This is a genomic window from Cupriavidus sp. FW306-01-F10A, assembly GCF_058782785.1.
Genome location: NZ_JBYSYA010000004.1, coordinates 246,382 through 261,847, shown reverse-complemented (window position 1 = coordinate 261,847; position 15,466 = coordinate 246,382). Strand labels below are relative to the sequence as shown.

Here is a 15,466-nt window from a genome sequence, read left to right as displayed (position 1 = left end):
TGGCAATTGCGCCCCATGGTGGTGCCTGCAGCGCACCGGATCAGAACCAGGCCTTGAACGTTTGCGCAATGTTCTGCCAAAAACTGTCCGGGATCCAAAGCAGGCTGGCGGTCATGAACAGGTAGCGGATGAACTTGCCGACCGCCATCCAGGCCAGGCTGGGCCAGAAGGACAGGCGCAGCCAGCCGGCTAAAGTGCACAAAGGATCACCAATGCCGGGCAACCACGAGAACAGCAGCGTAGGCGGCCCAAGCCGGCGCATCCACCGGAAGTAGCGCGCGTCGAGCTTGGGCTTGGGCGGTTTGCGCGCGTGCTCGCGGTGCTCCAGGTGCTCACGGTCGTGCTCGCGCGCCCGGCGCCGCTTGTGGTAGCGCACCAGCGCCAGCTTGGCGGCATAGCCCAGCCACCAGTCGATGGCGCCGCCCACGGTGTTGCCGGCAGTGGCCACCACGATCGCCGGCCAGAACATCTGCGGGTTGAGCTTGACGTAGCCGAACACCGCCGGCTCCGAGCCCAGCGGCAGCAGCGTGGCCGAGATCAGGCTGACCACAAAGATCGCGGGCAGGCCCACCTTGGGCAGGGCAATGGTTTCGAACAGCCAGTCGAAGAAAGCTTCCATGTAAGGGGGGCAGGTGCCAGTGGGCGCGGCTCATTCTAGCTGCTGTGCCCCGAACGGGGCGCGGGCAAACCACATGGCAGCGCCCCACGATTTGTGATTAACTGTTAGAGCCTGTTGCGGCCAATCGTTCGCCGGCCGCAGCATTCGCGCCAGCATTGAAGCCGCTCGCCGCGTGCGCTGGCGCACCTACAGCAGTTGTAGCGGCAGCACCAATATCACGAATTAGCCGTCCTATAGCCGTCTTAAGCGGCAGTACCGCGTCGTGGCCAGTCCCGCGCAGTTCTTTCGGGATTTCGGGCAATTGGTCATGCGCGTCCACCCCACATGGAGACAAGCATGGCGATTCCGATCCGCCTGACGGTCAACGGCAAGCCCGTTGACGCGCAGGTAGAACCCAACACCCTCCTGGTCCAGTTCCTGCGCGAACAATTGCGCCTGACCGGCACCCACGTCGGCTGCGACACCGCGCAGTGCGGCGCCTGCACGGTCCACCTGGATGGCCGGGCGGTCAAGTCGTGCAATATCCTCGCGGTCCAGGCCGACGGCGCCGCCGTGACCACCATCGAAGGCCTCGCCGGCGACAAGGCCGGCAACGGCCTGCACCCGATGCAGGAAGCCTTCCGTGAATGCCACGGCCTGCAATGCGGCTTCTGCACGCCCGGCATGGTGATGAGCGCCACCGCGCTGGTGCAGGAACATCCGGGCGCCGACGCCGCCACCATCCGCGCCCACCTGGAAGGCAACCTGTGCCGCTGCACGGGCTACCACAACATCGTGCGCGCAGTGCAGCAGGGCCAGGCGGCCATGCAGGGCACCGCCGCCAGCGCTGAATAAGGGGGACCGGCCATGAACGCACCCGAAAGCCAGCGCCTGGTAGGCGCGCCGGTCAAGCGCAAGGAAGACTACCGCTTCCTGACCGGCAACGGCCAGTACACGGACGACGTCGTGCTGCCGCAGCAAAGCTACGCGTACTTCCTGCGCTCGCCGCATGCGCATGCGCGCATCCGCTCGATCGACAAGACCGAGGCCCTGGCCGCGCCCGGCGTGATCGCCGTGCTGACCGGCGACGAGCTGGCGGCCGACAAGGTCGGCGGCCTGCCCTGCGGCTGGCTGATCCACAGCATCGACGGCACGCCGATGAAGGAGCCGCCGCACCCGGTGATTGCCCACGACAAGGTGCGCCACGTCGGCGACCAGGTCGCGCTGGTCATCGCCGAGACCCTGCAGCAGGCGCGCGACGCGGCAGAGAAGATCGACGTCGACTATGAAGAACTGCCCGCCGTGGTCAGCGCCGCGGATGCCGCCAAGGCGTCCACCCTGGTGCATGACGACGTTCCCGCCAACACCTGCTACACCTGGGGCCACGGCGACAAGGCCGCCACCGACGCCGCCTTTGCCAAGGCCGCGCACGTGACCACGCTGGACATCGTCAACAACCGGCTGATCCCCAACGCGATCGAGCCGCGCGCGGTCAACGCCAGCTACACGCGCCACGACGACAGCTACACCGTCTACGTGGCCAGCCAGAACCCGCACGTCGAGCGGCTGCTGATGGGCGCGTTCGTGCTGGGGCTGCCCGAATCGCGCCTGCGCATCATCGCGCCCGACGTGGGTGGCGGCTTCGGCTCCAAGATCTTCCTGTACCCGGAAGATGTGGCGCTGACCTGGGCTTCCAGGAAGATCGGGCGGCCGGTCAAGTGGACCGCGGACCGTTCCGAATCCTTCCTCACCGATGCGCACGGGCGCGACCATGTGACCAGGGCCGAGCTGGCGCTCGACGCCGACGGCAAGTTCCTGGCGATGCGCGTGCATACCACCGCCAACATGGGCGCCTACCTGTCGACCTTCGCCAGCTGCGTGCCGACCATCCTGTATGCGACGCTGCTGGCGGGCCAGTACGCGACGCCCGCGATCTACGCCGAGGTGCAGGCGGTGTTCACCAACACCGCGCCGGTGGATGCCTACCGCGGCGCCGGACGACCCGAGGCCACCTATGTGGTCGAGCGCCTGGTCGAAACCGCCGCGCACGAGATGAAGATCGACCCGGCCGAGCTGCGCCGCAAGAACTTTATCCGCCAGTTCCCGCACGCCACGCCAGTCGGCCTGACCTACGACACCGGCGACTACGAGCCCTGCCTGGCACGCGCGCAGGAGCTGGCCGACGTCAAGGGCTTCCCGGCCCGGCGTGATGAAGCGAAGCAGCGCGGCAAGCTGCGCGGCTTGGGCTACTCCTGCTACATCGAGGCCTGCGGACTGGCGCCGTCCAACATCGCCGGCGCGCTGGGCGCGCGTGCGGGGCTGTTCGAAGCGGGCGAGATCCGCGTGCACCCGACCGGCACCGTGACCGTGTTCACCGGCTCGCACAGCCATGGCCAGGGACACGAGACCACCTTTGCGCAGGTGGTCGCCGACCGGCTCGGGCTGCAGCTGGACCAGGTCGAGATCGTGCACGGCGACACCGGCCGGGTGCCGTTCGGCATGGGCACCTATGGCTCGCGCTCGCTGGCGGTGGGCGGCTCGGCCATCGTCAAGGCGCTCGACAAGATCGAGGCCAAGGCCAAGAAGATCGCCGCGCACCTGCTGGAAGCCGCCGACACCGACATCGAATTCAGCGACGGCGTGTTCCGCGTGGCCGGCACCGACCGCACCAAGACTTTCGGCGAAGTCGCGCTTTCCGCCTACGTGCCGCACAACTATCCGCTCGACAAGCTGGAGCCGGGCCTGAACGAAAACGCGTTCTACGACCCCACCAACTTCACCTACCCGTCCGGCGCCTATGTGTGCGAGGTGGAGGTCGATCCCGATACCGGCGAGTCGCAGGTGGTCAAGTTCTCCGCGGTGGACGACTTCGGCAACATCATCAACCCGATGATCGTCGAAGGCCAGGTCCATGGCGGCATCGGCCAGGGGCTGGGCCAGGCCATGCTGGAGCAGTGCGTCTACGACAACGACAGCGGCCAGTTGCTGACCGGCTCATACATGGACTACGCCATGCCGCGCGCCGGCGACCTGCCCGACTTCACCGTCGAGACCGCCACCGGCACGCCCTGCACCCACAACCCGCTGGGCGTGAAGGGCTGCGGCGAGGCCGGCGCGATCGGCTCGCCGCCGGCGTTCATCAACGCGCTGGTGGATGCGCTCAGCCCGCTGGGCGTGAAGGACATCCAGATGCCCGCCACGCCGCACCGGGTCTGGCAGGCCATCCAGGCCGCCCGGCCGTGATCCACGCACACCGCAAAGGAAACCGACATGTACGCATTCAATTTTGAACGCGCCGCGGATGCCAAGGCGGCCGTGGCCACGCTCAAGGCCGATCCCGACGCCAAGTTCCTCGGCGGCGGCCAGAGCCTGCTGGCCGCGATGAAGCTGCGGCTGGCCGCGCCCTCCGTGCTGGTCGACGTGGCGCGTATTCCCGGCATGGCCGAGATCCGCGTCGAAGGCAATGAGATCGTGGTCGGCGCCGCCGCGCGCCATGCCGACGTCGCCGAGCATGCCGAGGTGCGCCGGCGCATCCCGGCGCTGGCGGCACTGGCCGGCGGCATCGGCGACCGCCAGGTGCGCGCCATGGGCACCATCGGCGGCGCGCTCGCCAATGACGATCCCGCCGCCGACTATCCCGCCGCTGTGCTGGGGCTGGGGGCGACCGTGGTCACCGACCGCCGCACCATCGCCGCCGACGACTTCTTCAAGGGTCTCTATGAAACCGCGCTGGAACCGGACGAGCTGATCACCGCGGTGCGCTTCCCGATCCCGGAGCAGGCGGCCTACGCCAAGTTCCGCAACCCGGCCTCGCGCTTCGCGCTGGTGGGCGTGATGGTGGCGCGCACCGGCAACACGGTGCGCGTGGCGGTGACAGGCGCGGCCGACAGCGTGTTCCGCTGCCAGCCGCTGGAGCAGGCGCTGTCGGCCGGCTTCACCGCGCAGGCGGCGCGTGGGGTGAAGGTCGATGCGTCGACGCTGAATGCCGACCTGCATGCGTCGGCGGAGTACCGGGCGCATTTGATCCCGGTGCTGGCGGCAAGGGCAGTGGAGGCGGCGGCGAAGGGGTAGCGCTTCGCCGCCGCATGTTGTCTCCCCTCTCCCGCACGGCGGGAGAGGGGCGCAAACCGCCGGCGTATTTCCGCATCGGCACACAAGATTGCTCATGCTTCCCACCTCCATCGACGACACCATCGCCCAGCTGGAACGCCAGCAATACTTCGCCGACCGCGAGACCGCCACGGTGCTCTATCTCGCCCTGCGCATGCAGCGGCCGCTGTTCCTGGAAGGCGAGCCCGGCGTCGGCAAGACCGCCATGGCGCAAGCGATGGCGGGCGTGCTCGGCACGCGGCTGCTGCGGCTGCAATGCTATGAAGGGCTGGATGCCGCCAGCGCGCTGTACGAATGGGACTACCCGCGCCAGATCATGGCGCTGCGCCTGGCCGAGGCGCGCGGCGAGCGGCCCGAGGCGCAGTCGCTGTACCACGATGACTACCTGCTCAAGCGCCCGCTGCTGGAATCCCTGCTGCCCGATCCCGCCGCGCCGGACGTGCCGCGCGTGCTGCTGATCGACGAGATCGACCGCGCCGACGAGCCCTTCGAGGCCTTCCTGCTGGAGGTGCTGTCCGAATTCCAGGTGTCGATCCCCGAGATCGGGGTGATCCGCGCCGAGCGTCCGCCGCTGATCGTGATCACCTCCAACCGCACCCGCGAAGTCCACGACGCCCTCAAGCGCCGCTGCCTGTACCAGTGGATGGGCTACCCCGAGCGCGACCGCGAACTGCAGATCGTGGCCGCGCGCGCCCCCGAGGCCGCCGCGGCGCTGCAGGCCCAGGCCATCGACTTTATCCACCGGCTGCGCGGCATCGACCTGTTCAAGGCGCCGGGCATCGCCGAGGCCATCGACTGGTGCCGCGCGCTGTCCGCGCTGGGCGCGACCGAGCTCGATCCGCAATCCGTGCGCGACACGCTGGGCGTGCTGCTCAAGTACCAGGACGACCTGGCGCGCGTGGACGGCCCCACCGTGGCCGAGCTGCTGGCGGGTGCCACGCCGGGAGGCTGACCGTGGCCACGCTGCATGCCGCCGCACGGCCCGCCGCACCGGCCCTGCCGGTGCTGGCGCGCAACGTCACGCACTTCATGCGGCTGTTGCGCGACGGCGGCTTCGCGCTGTCGCCGGCCCATGCGGTCGATGCCTTGCAGGCGCTGCGCCATGTCGATATCGGCCAGCGCGACGAGGTACGTGCCGCGCTGGCGGCGCTGGTGCTTTCCGGCCCCGACCAGCGCCCGCTGTTCGATGCCGCCTTCGACCTGTTCTGGCGCGATCCCGACTGGGAAGGCAAGCTGCGGGCGCTGCTGCTGCCGCGCGTCGACAGCGGCGCGCCGCCACCGAAACGCAGCAACCGGCTTGCCGATGCCCTGGCCGCGCGCCAGCCCGAAGCGCAGTCACGCCCGGCACAGGCCGAAGCCGAGCGCATCCATGTGCCGCTGACCTTCTCCGACCAGGAACGCCTGGCGCAGCGCGACTTTGAAACCCTGACCGCGCAGGAATGGCGCGCGCTGCAGCACCTGGTGCGCACGCGCCGCGCCCACCTGGCCTTGCAGCGCACCCGCCGCCTGCGCGCCGCCACTTGCGGCACCCATGCCGACCTGCGCGCCAGCGCGCGCCTGGCGGTGCGCCAGCATGGCGAGTGGCTGCGCTGGAAATTCCGCAAGCACGCCGAGCGCAAGCCGCCGGTGGTGCTGCTGCTCGACATCTCCGGCTCGATGAGCCAGTACTCGCGCGCGGTGCTGTACTTCTGCCATGCGCTGATGCAGTCGCGCGAGCGGCTGTCGGTATTCCTGTTCGGCACGCGGCTGACCAACATCACGCGCTCGCTGCGCGAACGCGACCCCGACGAGGCCGTCGCGCTGATCACCGGCCAGGTGCGCGACTGGGCCGGCGGCACCCGCATCGGCGCGGCGCTGGCCAGCTTCAACCGCCATTGGGCGCGGCGCACGCTGTCCGGGCGCGCCACCGTACTGCTGGTCACCGACGGCCTGGACCACGAGCATATCGACCTGCTCGGCGACGAAATGGCACGGCTGCGCCGCTTTGCGCACCGCATCGTCTGGCTCAACCCGCTGCTGCGCTACCCCGGCTTCACCCCGCAGGCGCGTGGCGTGCAAGCCATCCTGCCGCACGTGGACGCACTGCGCCCGGCCCATAACCTGGACAGCCTGCTGGCGCTCGAGACGCTGCTGTCCGACCATGGCGGCCCGCCCCGGGCCGCCACCCCTGCCCTCGCCAGGCACAACAAGGAAGCCCCGCCATGGAAATGAACCAGAGCCAGCGCCTGCCGGTCCCGCAGCAGGTGGCATGGGAAGCGCTCAACGACACCGAGCTGCTCAAGCACTGCATCCCGGGATGTGAGAGTATCGAGCCCGACGGCGACAACGCCTACCAGCTGGCCCTGACGGCCGCGGTGGGCCCGGTCAAGGCGCGCTTCAAGGGCCGCATGGCACTGGAAGACATCCAGGCCCCCGACAGCTACACCATCCGTTTCGATGGCCAGGGTGGCGCGGCGGGATTCGGCAAGGGCAGCGCCCAGGTCCGGCTGGAAGCAGACGGTGACGAGACCGTGCTGACCTACACCGTCAACGCCCACGTGGGGGGCAAGATCGCACAGATCGGCTCGCGGCTGGTGGACGCCGCGGCGCGCAAGATGGCAGACACCTTCTTTGCGCGCTTCACCGAGGCCGTCACCCCTGACGCCACCGACGACACGCCAGCGGCCGAGGGCGCCCCCGCCGCAGCCGCCGGCGACAATGAACCAACAGAGGAACCGAAGCGGAAACGATCATGGACAGCGTGGATCTCGAAGTCCTGAAGAACAGTGTGCAGTGGCAGCAGCAAGGCCATCGCGTGCTGCTGGTCACGGTAGTGCGGACCTGGGGCTCGTCGCCCCGGCCCGAAGGCGCGATGCTGGCCGTGCGCGACGACGGCCTGGTGGTGGGCTCGGTCTCGGGCGGCTGCATCGAGGACGACATCATCGACCGCGTGCGCCGGCAGGGCATCACCGCCGACCACCCGGAAGCGATCAAGTACGGCATCAGCGCCGAGGAAGCCCACCGCTTCGGGCTGCCGTGCGGCGGCACCATCGAGCTGGTGACCGAACCGCTGACCCCGGCCAGCGGCATCGCCGAGCTGCTCGATGCCGTTGAGAACGGCCGCCTGGTCGCGCGCACCCTCGACATGGCCACCGGCACCGCCACGCTGGGCCCGGCCAACGCCACCGACGGCCTGGTGTTCGACGGCAAGACCCTGCTGACCATCCACGGCCCGCGCTACCGCATGCTGGTGATCGGCGCCGGGCAGCTGTCCAAGTACCTGTGCCAGATCGCCGTGGGCCTGGGCTTCCAGGTCACCGTGTGCGACCCGCGCGAGGAATACACCGAGACCTGGGACATCCCCGGCGTGACCATGGTGCGCACCATGCCGGACGACACCGTCACCGACATGAAGCTGGACGAGCGCTGCGCCGTGATCGCGCTCACGCACGACCCCAAGCTGGACGACCTGGCGCTGATGGAAGCGCTGCGCACCCGGGCCTTCTACGTAGGCGCGCTGGGTTCGCGCCGCAACAACCAGGCGCGCCGCGAACGGCTCAAGGAATTCGACCTGACCGGGCTGCAGCTGGCGCGGCTGCATGGCCCCGTGGGCATCTACATCGGCAGCCGCACGCCGCCCGAGATCGCCATCTCGATCCTGGCCGAGGTGATCGCGGCCAGGAACCACGTATCGCTGCCCGACATCCTGCAGGTGGAAGGCGCCAAGGCCGCACGCGAGATGGCTGCCGGCACCAGCAGCAGCTGCGACGTCGCGCCCGATCCCACCTGACGACCTCGCGAGTGCCGCCATGACTGCCGCCCCCAACGCTCCCCTGCTCCGCACCGACCTGCCCACCGGCATCCTGCTGGCCGCAGGCTACGGCCGCCGCTTCGACGCCGCCGGCAAACGCAACAAGCTGCTGGAGGTGCTGCCCGGCGGCCGCTCCGTGGCCTGGCGCAGCGCGCGCACGCTGGCCGCGGCGCTGCCGGAATCGATCGCCGTCATTCGTCCGGGCAACCCGGCACTGGCGGAGGAACTGCGCCGCGGCGGCTGCCGCGTGCTGGAGTCGCCCGACGCCGAGGCCGGCATGGGCGCAGCCCTGCGAGCTGCCGTGGCCGCCACGCCCGAAGCGCGCGGCTGGGTGGTGGCGCTGGCGGACATGCCCTGGCTGCCGATGGAGCTGATCCGGGCGGTGGCGTTGACGATCACCACGCCGGACACCATCGCCGCCCCTTGGCGCAACGGGCAACGTGGGCATCCGGTGGGTTTTGGCGCGGCCTGGCGCGAGGAATTGCTGAAGCTGGATGGGGATGAGGGGGCGCGGGCGTTGCTGAAGGACAAGCCTGTGACGCGGATCCTGACCGAGGATGAAGGGGCGTTTCGGGATATTGATACGCCCGGGGATCTGAAGTGACCCCACCAACCTCACCCGATCCCCTCCGCCAACTCGCTCGTCTTCACCGCCATGATGAAATCATTCCGGTGCAAGCCCTTGATCTTCTTGGTCCGCCACGACACTGTGGCATGCCCCCAGCCAAAGCTGATCTCGGGATGATGCCCCTGCGCCTCGGCCAGTTGCCCGACGCCGTTCACGAACGCCAGCGCCTGCGCGAAATTGCCGAAGGTGAAACGCCGTTCGAGCCGCGTCGCGCTATCGACCAGCTCCCACCCCGGCGCCTGCTGCAATAACGCCTCGGCTTCAGCCGGCGCCAGCGGCGGCACCCCGCCACGGCAAGGCGTGCACGATTGCGCTGCCAGGTCTTCGCTCATGGTCATGCTCCCCGACCGGAAGAACAGCCCGCGCCTCAGGCCCCTTCGGTCTCAGTCAGTGCGCGCAGGAACTCGCTGCTCCACCAGTGCACATCCTGCGCGCGGATGCGCTCCAGCAATTTCCGGTGCCGCTGCTGGCGCTCGGCCAGCGGCATGTGCAGCGCCTGCTGGATCGCCTGCGCGGTGGCACGGGTGTCGTACGGATTGACCAGCAGCGCCTCGCGCAGTTGCTCGGCGGCGCCGGCAAAGCGCGACAGCACCAGCACCCCCGGGTCCTCCGGGTCCTGCGCGGCGATGAACTCCTTGGCCACCAGGTTCATGCCGTCGCGCAGCGGCGTCACCAGCGCCACGCGGCTGGCGCGGCACAGGCCGGGCAGCCGCTTGCGCGCGGTGGTGCGGTGGATATAGCGCACCGGCATCCAGTCCAGCTCGCCGAACTCGCCGTTGATGGAGCCGCTCAACTGCTCCATCTCGCGGCGCAGGTCAACGTAGGCATCGACCGACTCGCGCGAGGGCGCGGCGATCTGCACCAGCGTTGCGCTCGAGCGGTTCTCCGGGTACTCGGCCAGCAACCGGTAGAACGCCTTGAGCCGATGCGGCAGGCCCTTGGAATAGTCGAGCCGGTCGATGCCAAGCAGCAGCCTGCGGCGCGCGTACTGCGCGCACATCATCTCGTAGGTTTCCTGCGCGTCCGCGCCGCGGCCCAGCTCCATGAACTCGTCCACGTCGATACCGATCGGAAAGGCCTGCGCCCGCACCGTGCGGTGGAAGGCGCGGTAGCGGTGCTCGCCCATCGGCTCGGCCTGCGCTTCGGCCTGCACATAGCGCGAGAAGTGCTCGACATCCGCATGGCTCTGGAAGCCGAGCAGGTCGTAGGCGAACAGCGCGCGCATCAGCCACTCGTGCTGCGGGATGGCGGCCAGGATCAGCGGCGGCGGCAGCGGCACATGCAGGAAAAAGCCGATCTTCTGCCCGCAGCCGATGGCGCGCAGCTCTGACGCCAGCGGGATCAGGTGGTAGTCATGGATCCAGATGATGTCATCGGGCTGCAGCAGCGGCGCCAGCTTGCGCGCGAACAGCTGGTTCACGCGCCGGTATCCGTTCAGGAAATTGGAGTCGAAGTCCGCCAGGTCCAGCCGGTAGTGGAACACCGGCCACAGCACGCCGTTGCTGTAGCCCAGGTAGTAGGCGTCGTGGTCCTCGCGGCTCAGGTCGACGGTGGCCAGCGTCACGTTGCCGGCCTGCTGCAGGTGCAGGTCGCCTTCACCGGGCGTGCCGCCCTGGGCGGTTTCCAGTGCCTTGCCGCTCCAGCCGAACCACATGCCGCCGGTCTGGCGCAGGGCTTCGGAAAGCGCGACGGCGAGGCCGCCCGCCGCCACGTTGCGGGGGTCGGCGACCCGGTTGGATACCGCTACAAGTCTTGGCATATGTTGTTCTTGGAGTCCTCTGTTCTGGTTGCCGTGGGCGCAGGCGGTTCAGATCACCGTGTCCCACGGCGCCGACAGCCGCATCGCGCCATTGATCAGCCCGACCATCGAATACGTCTGCGGGAAATTGCCCCACATCTCGCCGGTCACCGGATGGGTATCCTCGGACAGCAGCCCCAGCGGATTGCGCGAGGCCAGCATCGACTCGAAGATCTCGCGCGCTTCCTCGCGCCGGCCGATGCGCGCGAGGGCATCGATGCGCCAGAACGTGCAGATGTTGAACGCGGTCTCGGGCTTGCCGAAATCGTCGGGCGCCTCGTAGCGGCGCATATAGGGTCCGTCGCACAGCGATGCCTCCAGCGCCTTGACGGTGGCGATGAAGCGCGGATCGCGCGGCTCGATGAAATTGACTTCGGCCATCAGCAGCACGCTGGCATCCAGCTCGCGCCCGCCGAAGCTCTCGGCAAAGGCCTGGCGCTCCTCGCTCCAGGATTCGGCCAGGATGCGCTCCTTCATGCGCTCGGCATGGTCGTGCCAGTAGGCGGCACGCGCCTGCAACTGGAGCTTGTCGGCAACCTTGGCCAGACGGTCGCAGGCGGCCCAGCTCATCAGCGCCGACGACGTATGCACGCGCGCCCGCGTGCGCAGCTCCCACATGCCGGCATCGGGCGTGCCGAACACTTTCACTGCCTGTTCGCCGACCTCTTCCAGCCGGCGGAATTCAGCGGGGCCGCCGCGGTGCAGCAGCCGGTGGTCATGGAAGGCCTGGGCCGCGCCCAGCACCACGTTGCCGTAGACGTCGTGCTGGAAGTGCTCCTGCGCCTGGTTGCCCACGCGCACCGGGCCCATGCCGCGGTAGCCGGGCAGATGGTCGAGCATGCTTTCAGGCAGCTCGCGCTCAAGGCCGATGCCGTACAGCGGCTGGATATGCCCGTCCTGCGACTGCATCACCACGTTGGACAGCCAGCGCAGGTAGTCCTCCATGGTGCCGACCTCGGACAGGCTGTTGAGCGCGCGCACCACGAAGAAGGCGTCGCGCAGCCAGCAGAAGCGGTAGTCCCAGTTGCGGCCGCTGCCCGGCGCCTCGGGGATGCTGGTGGTCATCGCCGCGACGATGGCGCCGGTCTCTTCGAACAGCGACATCTTCAGCGTGATGGCCGCGCGGATCACCGCGTCCTGCCATTCGCGCGGCACCGCCAGGCGGCGGCTCCACAGGCGCCAGTAGGCGGTGGTCTCCTGCTCGAAGTCACGCGCGGTTTCTTCCACGCCGTGCGCGAGGGTCTCGTCCGGGCCGAGGATGAAGTTGTACCCGCGCGTGACCAGGAACGGCGTATGCGACAGCACATAGGCCATCGGCGCGTCGGTGGTCATGCGCAGGGTCATGTCGTCGCCGATATAGCGCACGTGGCTGCTGCCGCGCGTCGTCTGCGGCGCCTTGCGGCCCCACTCGAAGCGCGGCGCCACCACCACGCGCACGCGCGGCGCGCCGCGCACCGGGCGGATGCGCCGGACCAGCGTGGTCGGGCGGAAATAGCGCCCGAGCCGGAAGAAGCGCGGCGCAAAGTCGGTGATTTCCAGGCAGTTGCCGTGGATGTCCGTCAGCCGCGTGCGCAGCACCGCGGTATTGGGCTCATACCATTGCCGCGACGACTGGAAGTCCTCGATCTCGATCGAGAAATGGCCGGCGTTCTCGCTCGGGTCCAGCAGGGCGTTGAACACCGGGTCGCCATCGAAGCGCGGCAGGCACGACCAGACAATGCGCGCGCGGCAGTCCACCAGCGCGGAGATGGCGCAGTTGCCGATCATGCCAAGCGACAACGACGGATTGGCAAAGCGGCTGCCGCCGTCCACGGTCTTGTGCACGCCTTCGGTCGGCGGCTGGCCCGGTTCGCTCGGGCTGCTCGGATTGGTCACAGCGATACCTCCCTCAGGATGTCGTTGTGCGCCGGGCCGGGCCTGGCTCGGCCTCATTCGGCACGGCGCGCGGCTCGCCGCCGGCGCCTTCCAGCGCTCGGGCCGAGCGGTGCAGCCAGCTGCGCAGCGCGGCCGGTCCGGGCACGCTGACGCTGGCCACGGTCTCGCGCTGGCCCACCAGCACGCCCAGCCCGCCAAGCTTGCGCACAGCGGCAAAGCCCGGCTCGTCGGTCAGGTCGTCGCCGGCAAAAAGCGGCACGCGCTCGGCGAAGGGCGCGGATTTCATGAATGCGGCAATGGCGTCGCCCTTGTCGACGCCGGCCGGCTTGATCTCGACCACCATCTTGCCGGGCAGCGCCTCCAGTCCGACGGCATGGCGCAGCACCTCGGTGACCGCGGCATCGACCACGCCGGCCAGTTCAGGCGCCTGGCGGTAGTGGATGGCGACGGCAACGGACTTGCGCTCCAGCCGCAGGGCGGGATAGGCGCGCACCAGCGCTTCCAGGTGGGGGATCAGCGGTTCCAGGCCGGGGGCGGAAGTCTTTGACACCATGCCGCCGTCGGTGCGGAATTCAGCACCATGCACGCCGGCGGCCGGCAGCCGCAGGGGCTGCAGGAAGTGGTCGAGTTCAGAGATCGGCCGCCCGGAGATGACGGCCAGCGCGCCGTCCAGACGCTCGAATAGCGTGTGCAGCGTGCCGACCAGTTCCGGTTCGACCTGCACCAGTTCCGGGCGCGGGGCCAGGTCGGCCAGGGTGCCGTCGAAGTCGAGAAACAGGGCGGTATTGGGTTCGATTAGCGGTAGTTGTGGCATCGCGTTACACCGTAACACGTCGTTTTGACCGGCGTCCACCGGACGCCGTCCTACATGGCGCGCACGCAACCTGGCCTCGACGCAAGTCCAGGGCCAAGCGTCTGCGGCCCCGCCCCGCGTGGCTCGCCGCGCCCCGCATGAGTGCACCGTCATCCACACGAAGAGCGACCTCCGCGCGGCCCGGGCCGCCCGCCGCGGGCGGCGGGAGCGTCGCCCGGGCCGGGTGGAAGTCGCCGCCATCCTTTATCATTGACGGTTTCCGCCAGAATTTCCGCCTTTTTTTGCGCCGCCCCACGGCCCGCCCCGAGACCATGACCCGCACGTCCGCCGCCCGACCCGATTACCTGAAGAAGATCCTGACCGCCAAGGTCTACGACGTGGCGCAGGAGACCGAACTGACCTACGCGCACCAATTGTCGGCGCGCACCGGCAATGCAGTCTGGTTCAAGCGCGAGGACACCCAGCCGGTCTTCTCCTTCAAGCTGCGCGGCGCATACAACAAGATGGCCTCGCTGACGCAGGAAGAGCTCAAGCGCGGCGTGATCGCCGCCTCGGCCGGCAACCACGCGCAGGGCGTGGCGCTGTCCGCGGCGCGCCTGCAGTGCAAGGCCATCATCGCCATGCCGGTCACCACGCCGCAGGTGAAGATCGACGCGGTGCGCGAACGCGGCGGCCAGTGGGTGGAAATCGTGCTGCACGGCGAGTCCTACAGCGACGCCTACAACCACGCTGCGGAGCTGGAGAAGAAGCACAAGCTGACCTTCATCCATCCGTTCGACGATCCCGAGGTCATCGCCGGCCAGGGCACCATCGCCATGGAGATCCTGCGCCAGCACCCGGGCCCGATCCATGCCGTGTTCGTCGCCATTGGCGGCGGCGGGCTGATCTCTGGCATCGCCTCGTACATCAAGGCGGTGCGCCCCGAGATCAAGGTGATCGGCGTGCAGACGGTGGACTCTGACGCGATGAAGCGCTCGGTCGACGCCGGCAAGCGCGTCGAGCTGAAGGAAGTGGGACTGTTCTCGGACGGCACCGCGGTCAAGCTGGTCGGCAAGGAGACCTTTCGCATCACGCGCGAGCTGGTCGATGACATCATCCTGGTGGATACCGACGCCATCTGCGCGGGCCTGAAGGACGTGTTCCAGGACACCCGCAGCATCCTGGAGCCGGCCGGCGCGCTGGCCGTGGCAGGCCTGAAGGCCTATGCCGAGCGCGAGAAGCTCAAGGGCCAGCACCTGGTGGCGATCGCCTGCGGCGCCAACATGAACTTCGACCGCCTGCGCTTTGTCGCCGAGCGCGCCGAGGTGGGCGAGGCGCGCGAAGCCGTGTTCGCCGTGACCATCCCCGAGGAGCGCGGCAGCTTCAAGCGCTTCTGCGAGCTGGTGGGCACGCGCAGCGTGACCGAGTTCAACTACCGCATCGCCGATACCAGCATGGCGCATATCTTCGTCGGCGTGCAGATCGCCAGCCGCGCCGAGAACGACAAGATCGCGGCCAGCTTCCGCAAGCACGGCTTCGACACGCTGGACCTGTCCAACGACGAGCTGGCCAAGCAGCATATCCGCTACATGGTGGGCGGGCGCTCGGCGCTGGCGCATGACGAGCTGCTGTACCGCTTCGAGTTCCCCGAGCGGCCGGGCGCGCTGATGCGGTTCCTGTCCAGCATGAGCCCGAACTGGAATATCAGCCTGTTCCACTACCGCAACCAGGGTGCGGATACCTCCAACATCCTGGTCGGCATCCAGGTGCCGAAGAACGAGAAGCGCGCCTTCCGCGCCTTCCTTTCGACGCTGGGTTACGTACACTGGGACGAGACCGACAACCCGGTGTACAAGCTGTTCCTGTCCTGACAC

14 protein-coding genes are annotated in these 15,466 nt (G+C 68.8%); 9 read left to right on the top strand and 5 right to left on the bottom strand.

Features of this window, described 5'->3' with window-relative positions:
- Positions 1 to 40: 40 nt before the first annotated feature.
- Positions 41 to 619, bottom strand: coding sequence for a YqaA family protein (locus tag AC3WLF_RS08465; protein WP_011614517.1), 579 nt, complete (start codon positions 617 to 619; stop codon positions 41 to 43).
- 336 nt (positions 620 to 955) lie between these two features.
- On the opposite strand from AC3WLF_RS08465, the gene AC3WLF_RS08460 reads away from it, so the two are divergent.
- The 8 genes from AC3WLF_RS08460 (at position 956) to AC3WLF_RS08425 (ending at position 9,102) form a co-directional block, all read left to right on the top strand.
- A complete protein-coding gene (locus AC3WLF_RS08460) occupies positions 956 to 1,453 on the top strand; it encodes a (2Fe-2S)-binding protein (protein WP_492319023.1) in 498 nt (165 codons plus the stop codon).
- Between the two features lie 12 nt (positions 1,454 to 1,465).
- A complete protein-coding gene (locus tag AC3WLF_RS08455; protein ID WP_492358082.1) occupies positions 1,466 to 3,841 on the top strand; it encodes a xanthine dehydrogenase family protein molybdopterin-binding subunit in 2,376 nt (791 codons plus the stop codon).
- Positions 3,842 to 3,868: 27 nt separating this feature from the next.
- Positions 3,869 to 4,669: an FAD binding domain-containing protein gene (locus AC3WLF_RS08450; protein WP_492319021.1), complete on the top strand. Its 801-nt coding sequence runs from the start codon at positions 3,869 to 3,871 to the stop codon at positions 4,667 to 4,669.
- Between the two features lie 94 nt (positions 4,670 to 4,763).
- A complete protein-coding gene (locus AC3WLF_RS08445; protein ID WP_010814436.1) occupies positions 4,764 to 5,660 on the top strand; it encodes an AAA family ATPase in 897 nt (298 codons plus the stop codon).
- A 2-nt stretch (positions 5,661 to 5,662) separates the two neighbouring features.
- Entirely contained in the window at positions 5,663 to 6,919 is a 1,257-nt protein-coding gene (locus AC3WLF_RS08440) for a vWA domain-containing protein (protein ID WP_492355838.1), read from the top strand.
- Positions 6,910 to 7,467, top strand: a complete 558-nt coding sequence (locus AC3WLF_RS08435; protein WP_010814434.1) for an SRPBCC family protein — start codon at positions 6,910 to 6,912, stop codon at positions 7,465 to 7,467. The genes AC3WLF_RS08440 and AC3WLF_RS08435 overlap by 10 nt, the downstream gene beginning before the upstream one ends.
- A complete protein-coding gene (locus AC3WLF_RS08430; protein ID WP_492358081.1) occupies positions 7,440 to 8,477 on the top strand; it encodes an XdhC family protein in 1,038 nt (345 codons plus the stop codon). The genes AC3WLF_RS08435 and AC3WLF_RS08430 overlap by 28 nt, the downstream gene beginning before the upstream one ends.
- A gap of 19 nt (positions 8,478 to 8,496) precedes the next feature.
- Positions 8,497 to 9,102, top strand: a complete 606-nt coding sequence (locus tag AC3WLF_RS08425; RefSeq protein ID WP_492319016.1) for a nucleotidyltransferase family protein — start codon at positions 8,497 to 8,499, stop codon at positions 9,100 to 9,102.
- A gap of 11 nt (positions 9,103 to 9,113) precedes the next feature.
- Here the strand turns inward: AC3WLF_RS08425 and AC3WLF_RS08420 are convergent, their stop codons facing one another.
- From AC3WLF_RS08420 to otsB, 4 genes are read right to left on the bottom strand one after another with little or no spacing between them, the layout of a single operon-like run.
- Positions 9,114 to 9,458, bottom strand: coding sequence for a 4a-hydroxytetrahydrobiopterin dehydratase (locus AC3WLF_RS08420; protein ID WP_492319015.1), 345 nt, complete (start codon positions 9,456 to 9,458; stop codon positions 9,114 to 9,116).
- 35 nt (positions 9,459 to 9,493) lie between these two features.
- Positions 9,494 to 10,885 (bottom strand): alpha,alpha-trehalose-phosphate synthase (UDP-forming), encoded by a 1,392-nt coding sequence (gene otsA / locus AC3WLF_RS08415; protein ID WP_492319014.1) that lies wholly within the window; start codon positions 10,883 to 10,885, stop codon positions 9,494 to 9,496.
- Positions 10,886 to 10,933: 48 nt separating this feature from the next.
- Positions 10,934 to 12,799, bottom strand: a complete 1,866-nt coding sequence (locus AC3WLF_RS08410) for a glycoside hydrolase family 15 protein (RefSeq protein WP_010814429.1) — start codon at positions 12,797 to 12,799, stop codon at positions 10,934 to 10,936.
- Between the two features lie 13 nt (positions 12,800 to 12,812).
- Positions 12,813 to 13,613, bottom strand: a complete 801-nt coding sequence (otsB, locus tag AC3WLF_RS08405; protein WP_492319013.1) for a trehalose-phosphatase — start codon at positions 13,611 to 13,613, stop codon at positions 12,813 to 12,815.
- A gap of 311 nt (positions 13,614 to 13,924) precedes the next feature.
- On the opposite strand from otsB, the gene ilvA reads away from it, so the two are divergent.
- Positions 13,925 to 15,463 carry a threonine ammonia-lyase, biosynthetic gene (gene ilvA / locus AC3WLF_RS08400; RefSeq protein ID WP_492351993.1) on the top strand — a complete coding sequence of 513 codons (1,539 nt, stop codon included), beginning with the start codon at positions 13,925 to 13,927 and terminating at the stop codon, positions 15,461 to 15,463.
- The last annotated feature ends 3 nt before the right edge of the window (positions 15,464 to 15,466 follow it).

Bases quoted from the DNA above. Each gene is read 5' to 3' on its own strand.
- AC3WLF_RS08430 (WP_492358081.1), top strand. From the start codon at position 7,440: ATGGACAGCGTGGATCTCGAAGTCCTGAAGAACAGTGTGCAGTGGCAG.
- AC3WLF_RS08445 (WP_010814436.1), top strand. From the start codon at position 4,764: ATGCTTCCCACCTCCATCGACGACACCATCGCCCAGCTGGAACGCCAG.
- AC3WLF_RS08435 (WP_010814434.1), top strand. From the start codon at position 6,910: ATGGAAATGAACCAGAGCCAGCGCCTGCCGGTCCCGCAGCAGGTGGCA.
- ilvA (WP_492351993.1), top strand. From the start codon at position 13,925: ATGACCCGCACGTCCGCCGCCCGACCCGATTACCTGAAGAAGATCCTG.
- otsB (WP_492319013.1), bottom strand. From the start codon at position 13,613: ATGCCACAACTACCGCTAATCGAACCCAATACCGCCCTGTTTCTCGAC.
- AC3WLF_RS08450 (WP_492319021.1), top strand. From the start codon at position 3,869: ATGTACGCATTCAATTTTGAACGCGCCGCGGATGCCAAGGCGGCCGTG.
- otsA (WP_492319014.1), bottom strand. From the start codon at position 10,885: ATGCCAAGACTTGTAGCGGTATCCAACCGGGTCGCCGACCCCCGCAAC.
- AC3WLF_RS08420 (WP_492319015.1), bottom strand. From the start codon at position 9,458: ATGAGCGAAGACCTGGCAGCGCAATCGTGCACGCCTTGCCGTGGCGGG.
- AC3WLF_RS08425 (WP_492319016.1), top strand. From the start codon at position 8,497: ATGACTGCCGCCCCCAACGCTCCCCTGCTCCGCACCGACCTGCCCACC.
- AC3WLF_RS08455 (WP_492358082.1), top strand. From the start codon at position 1,466: ATGAACGCACCCGAAAGCCAGCGCCTGGTAGGCGCGCCGGTCAAGCGC.
- AC3WLF_RS08465 (WP_011614517.1), bottom strand. From the start codon at position 619: ATGGAAGCTTTCTTCGACTGGCTGTTCGAAACCATTGCCCTGCCCAAG.
- AC3WLF_RS08460 (WP_492319023.1), top strand. From the start codon at position 956: ATGGCGATTCCGATCCGCCTGACGGTCAACGGCAAGCCCGTTGACGCG.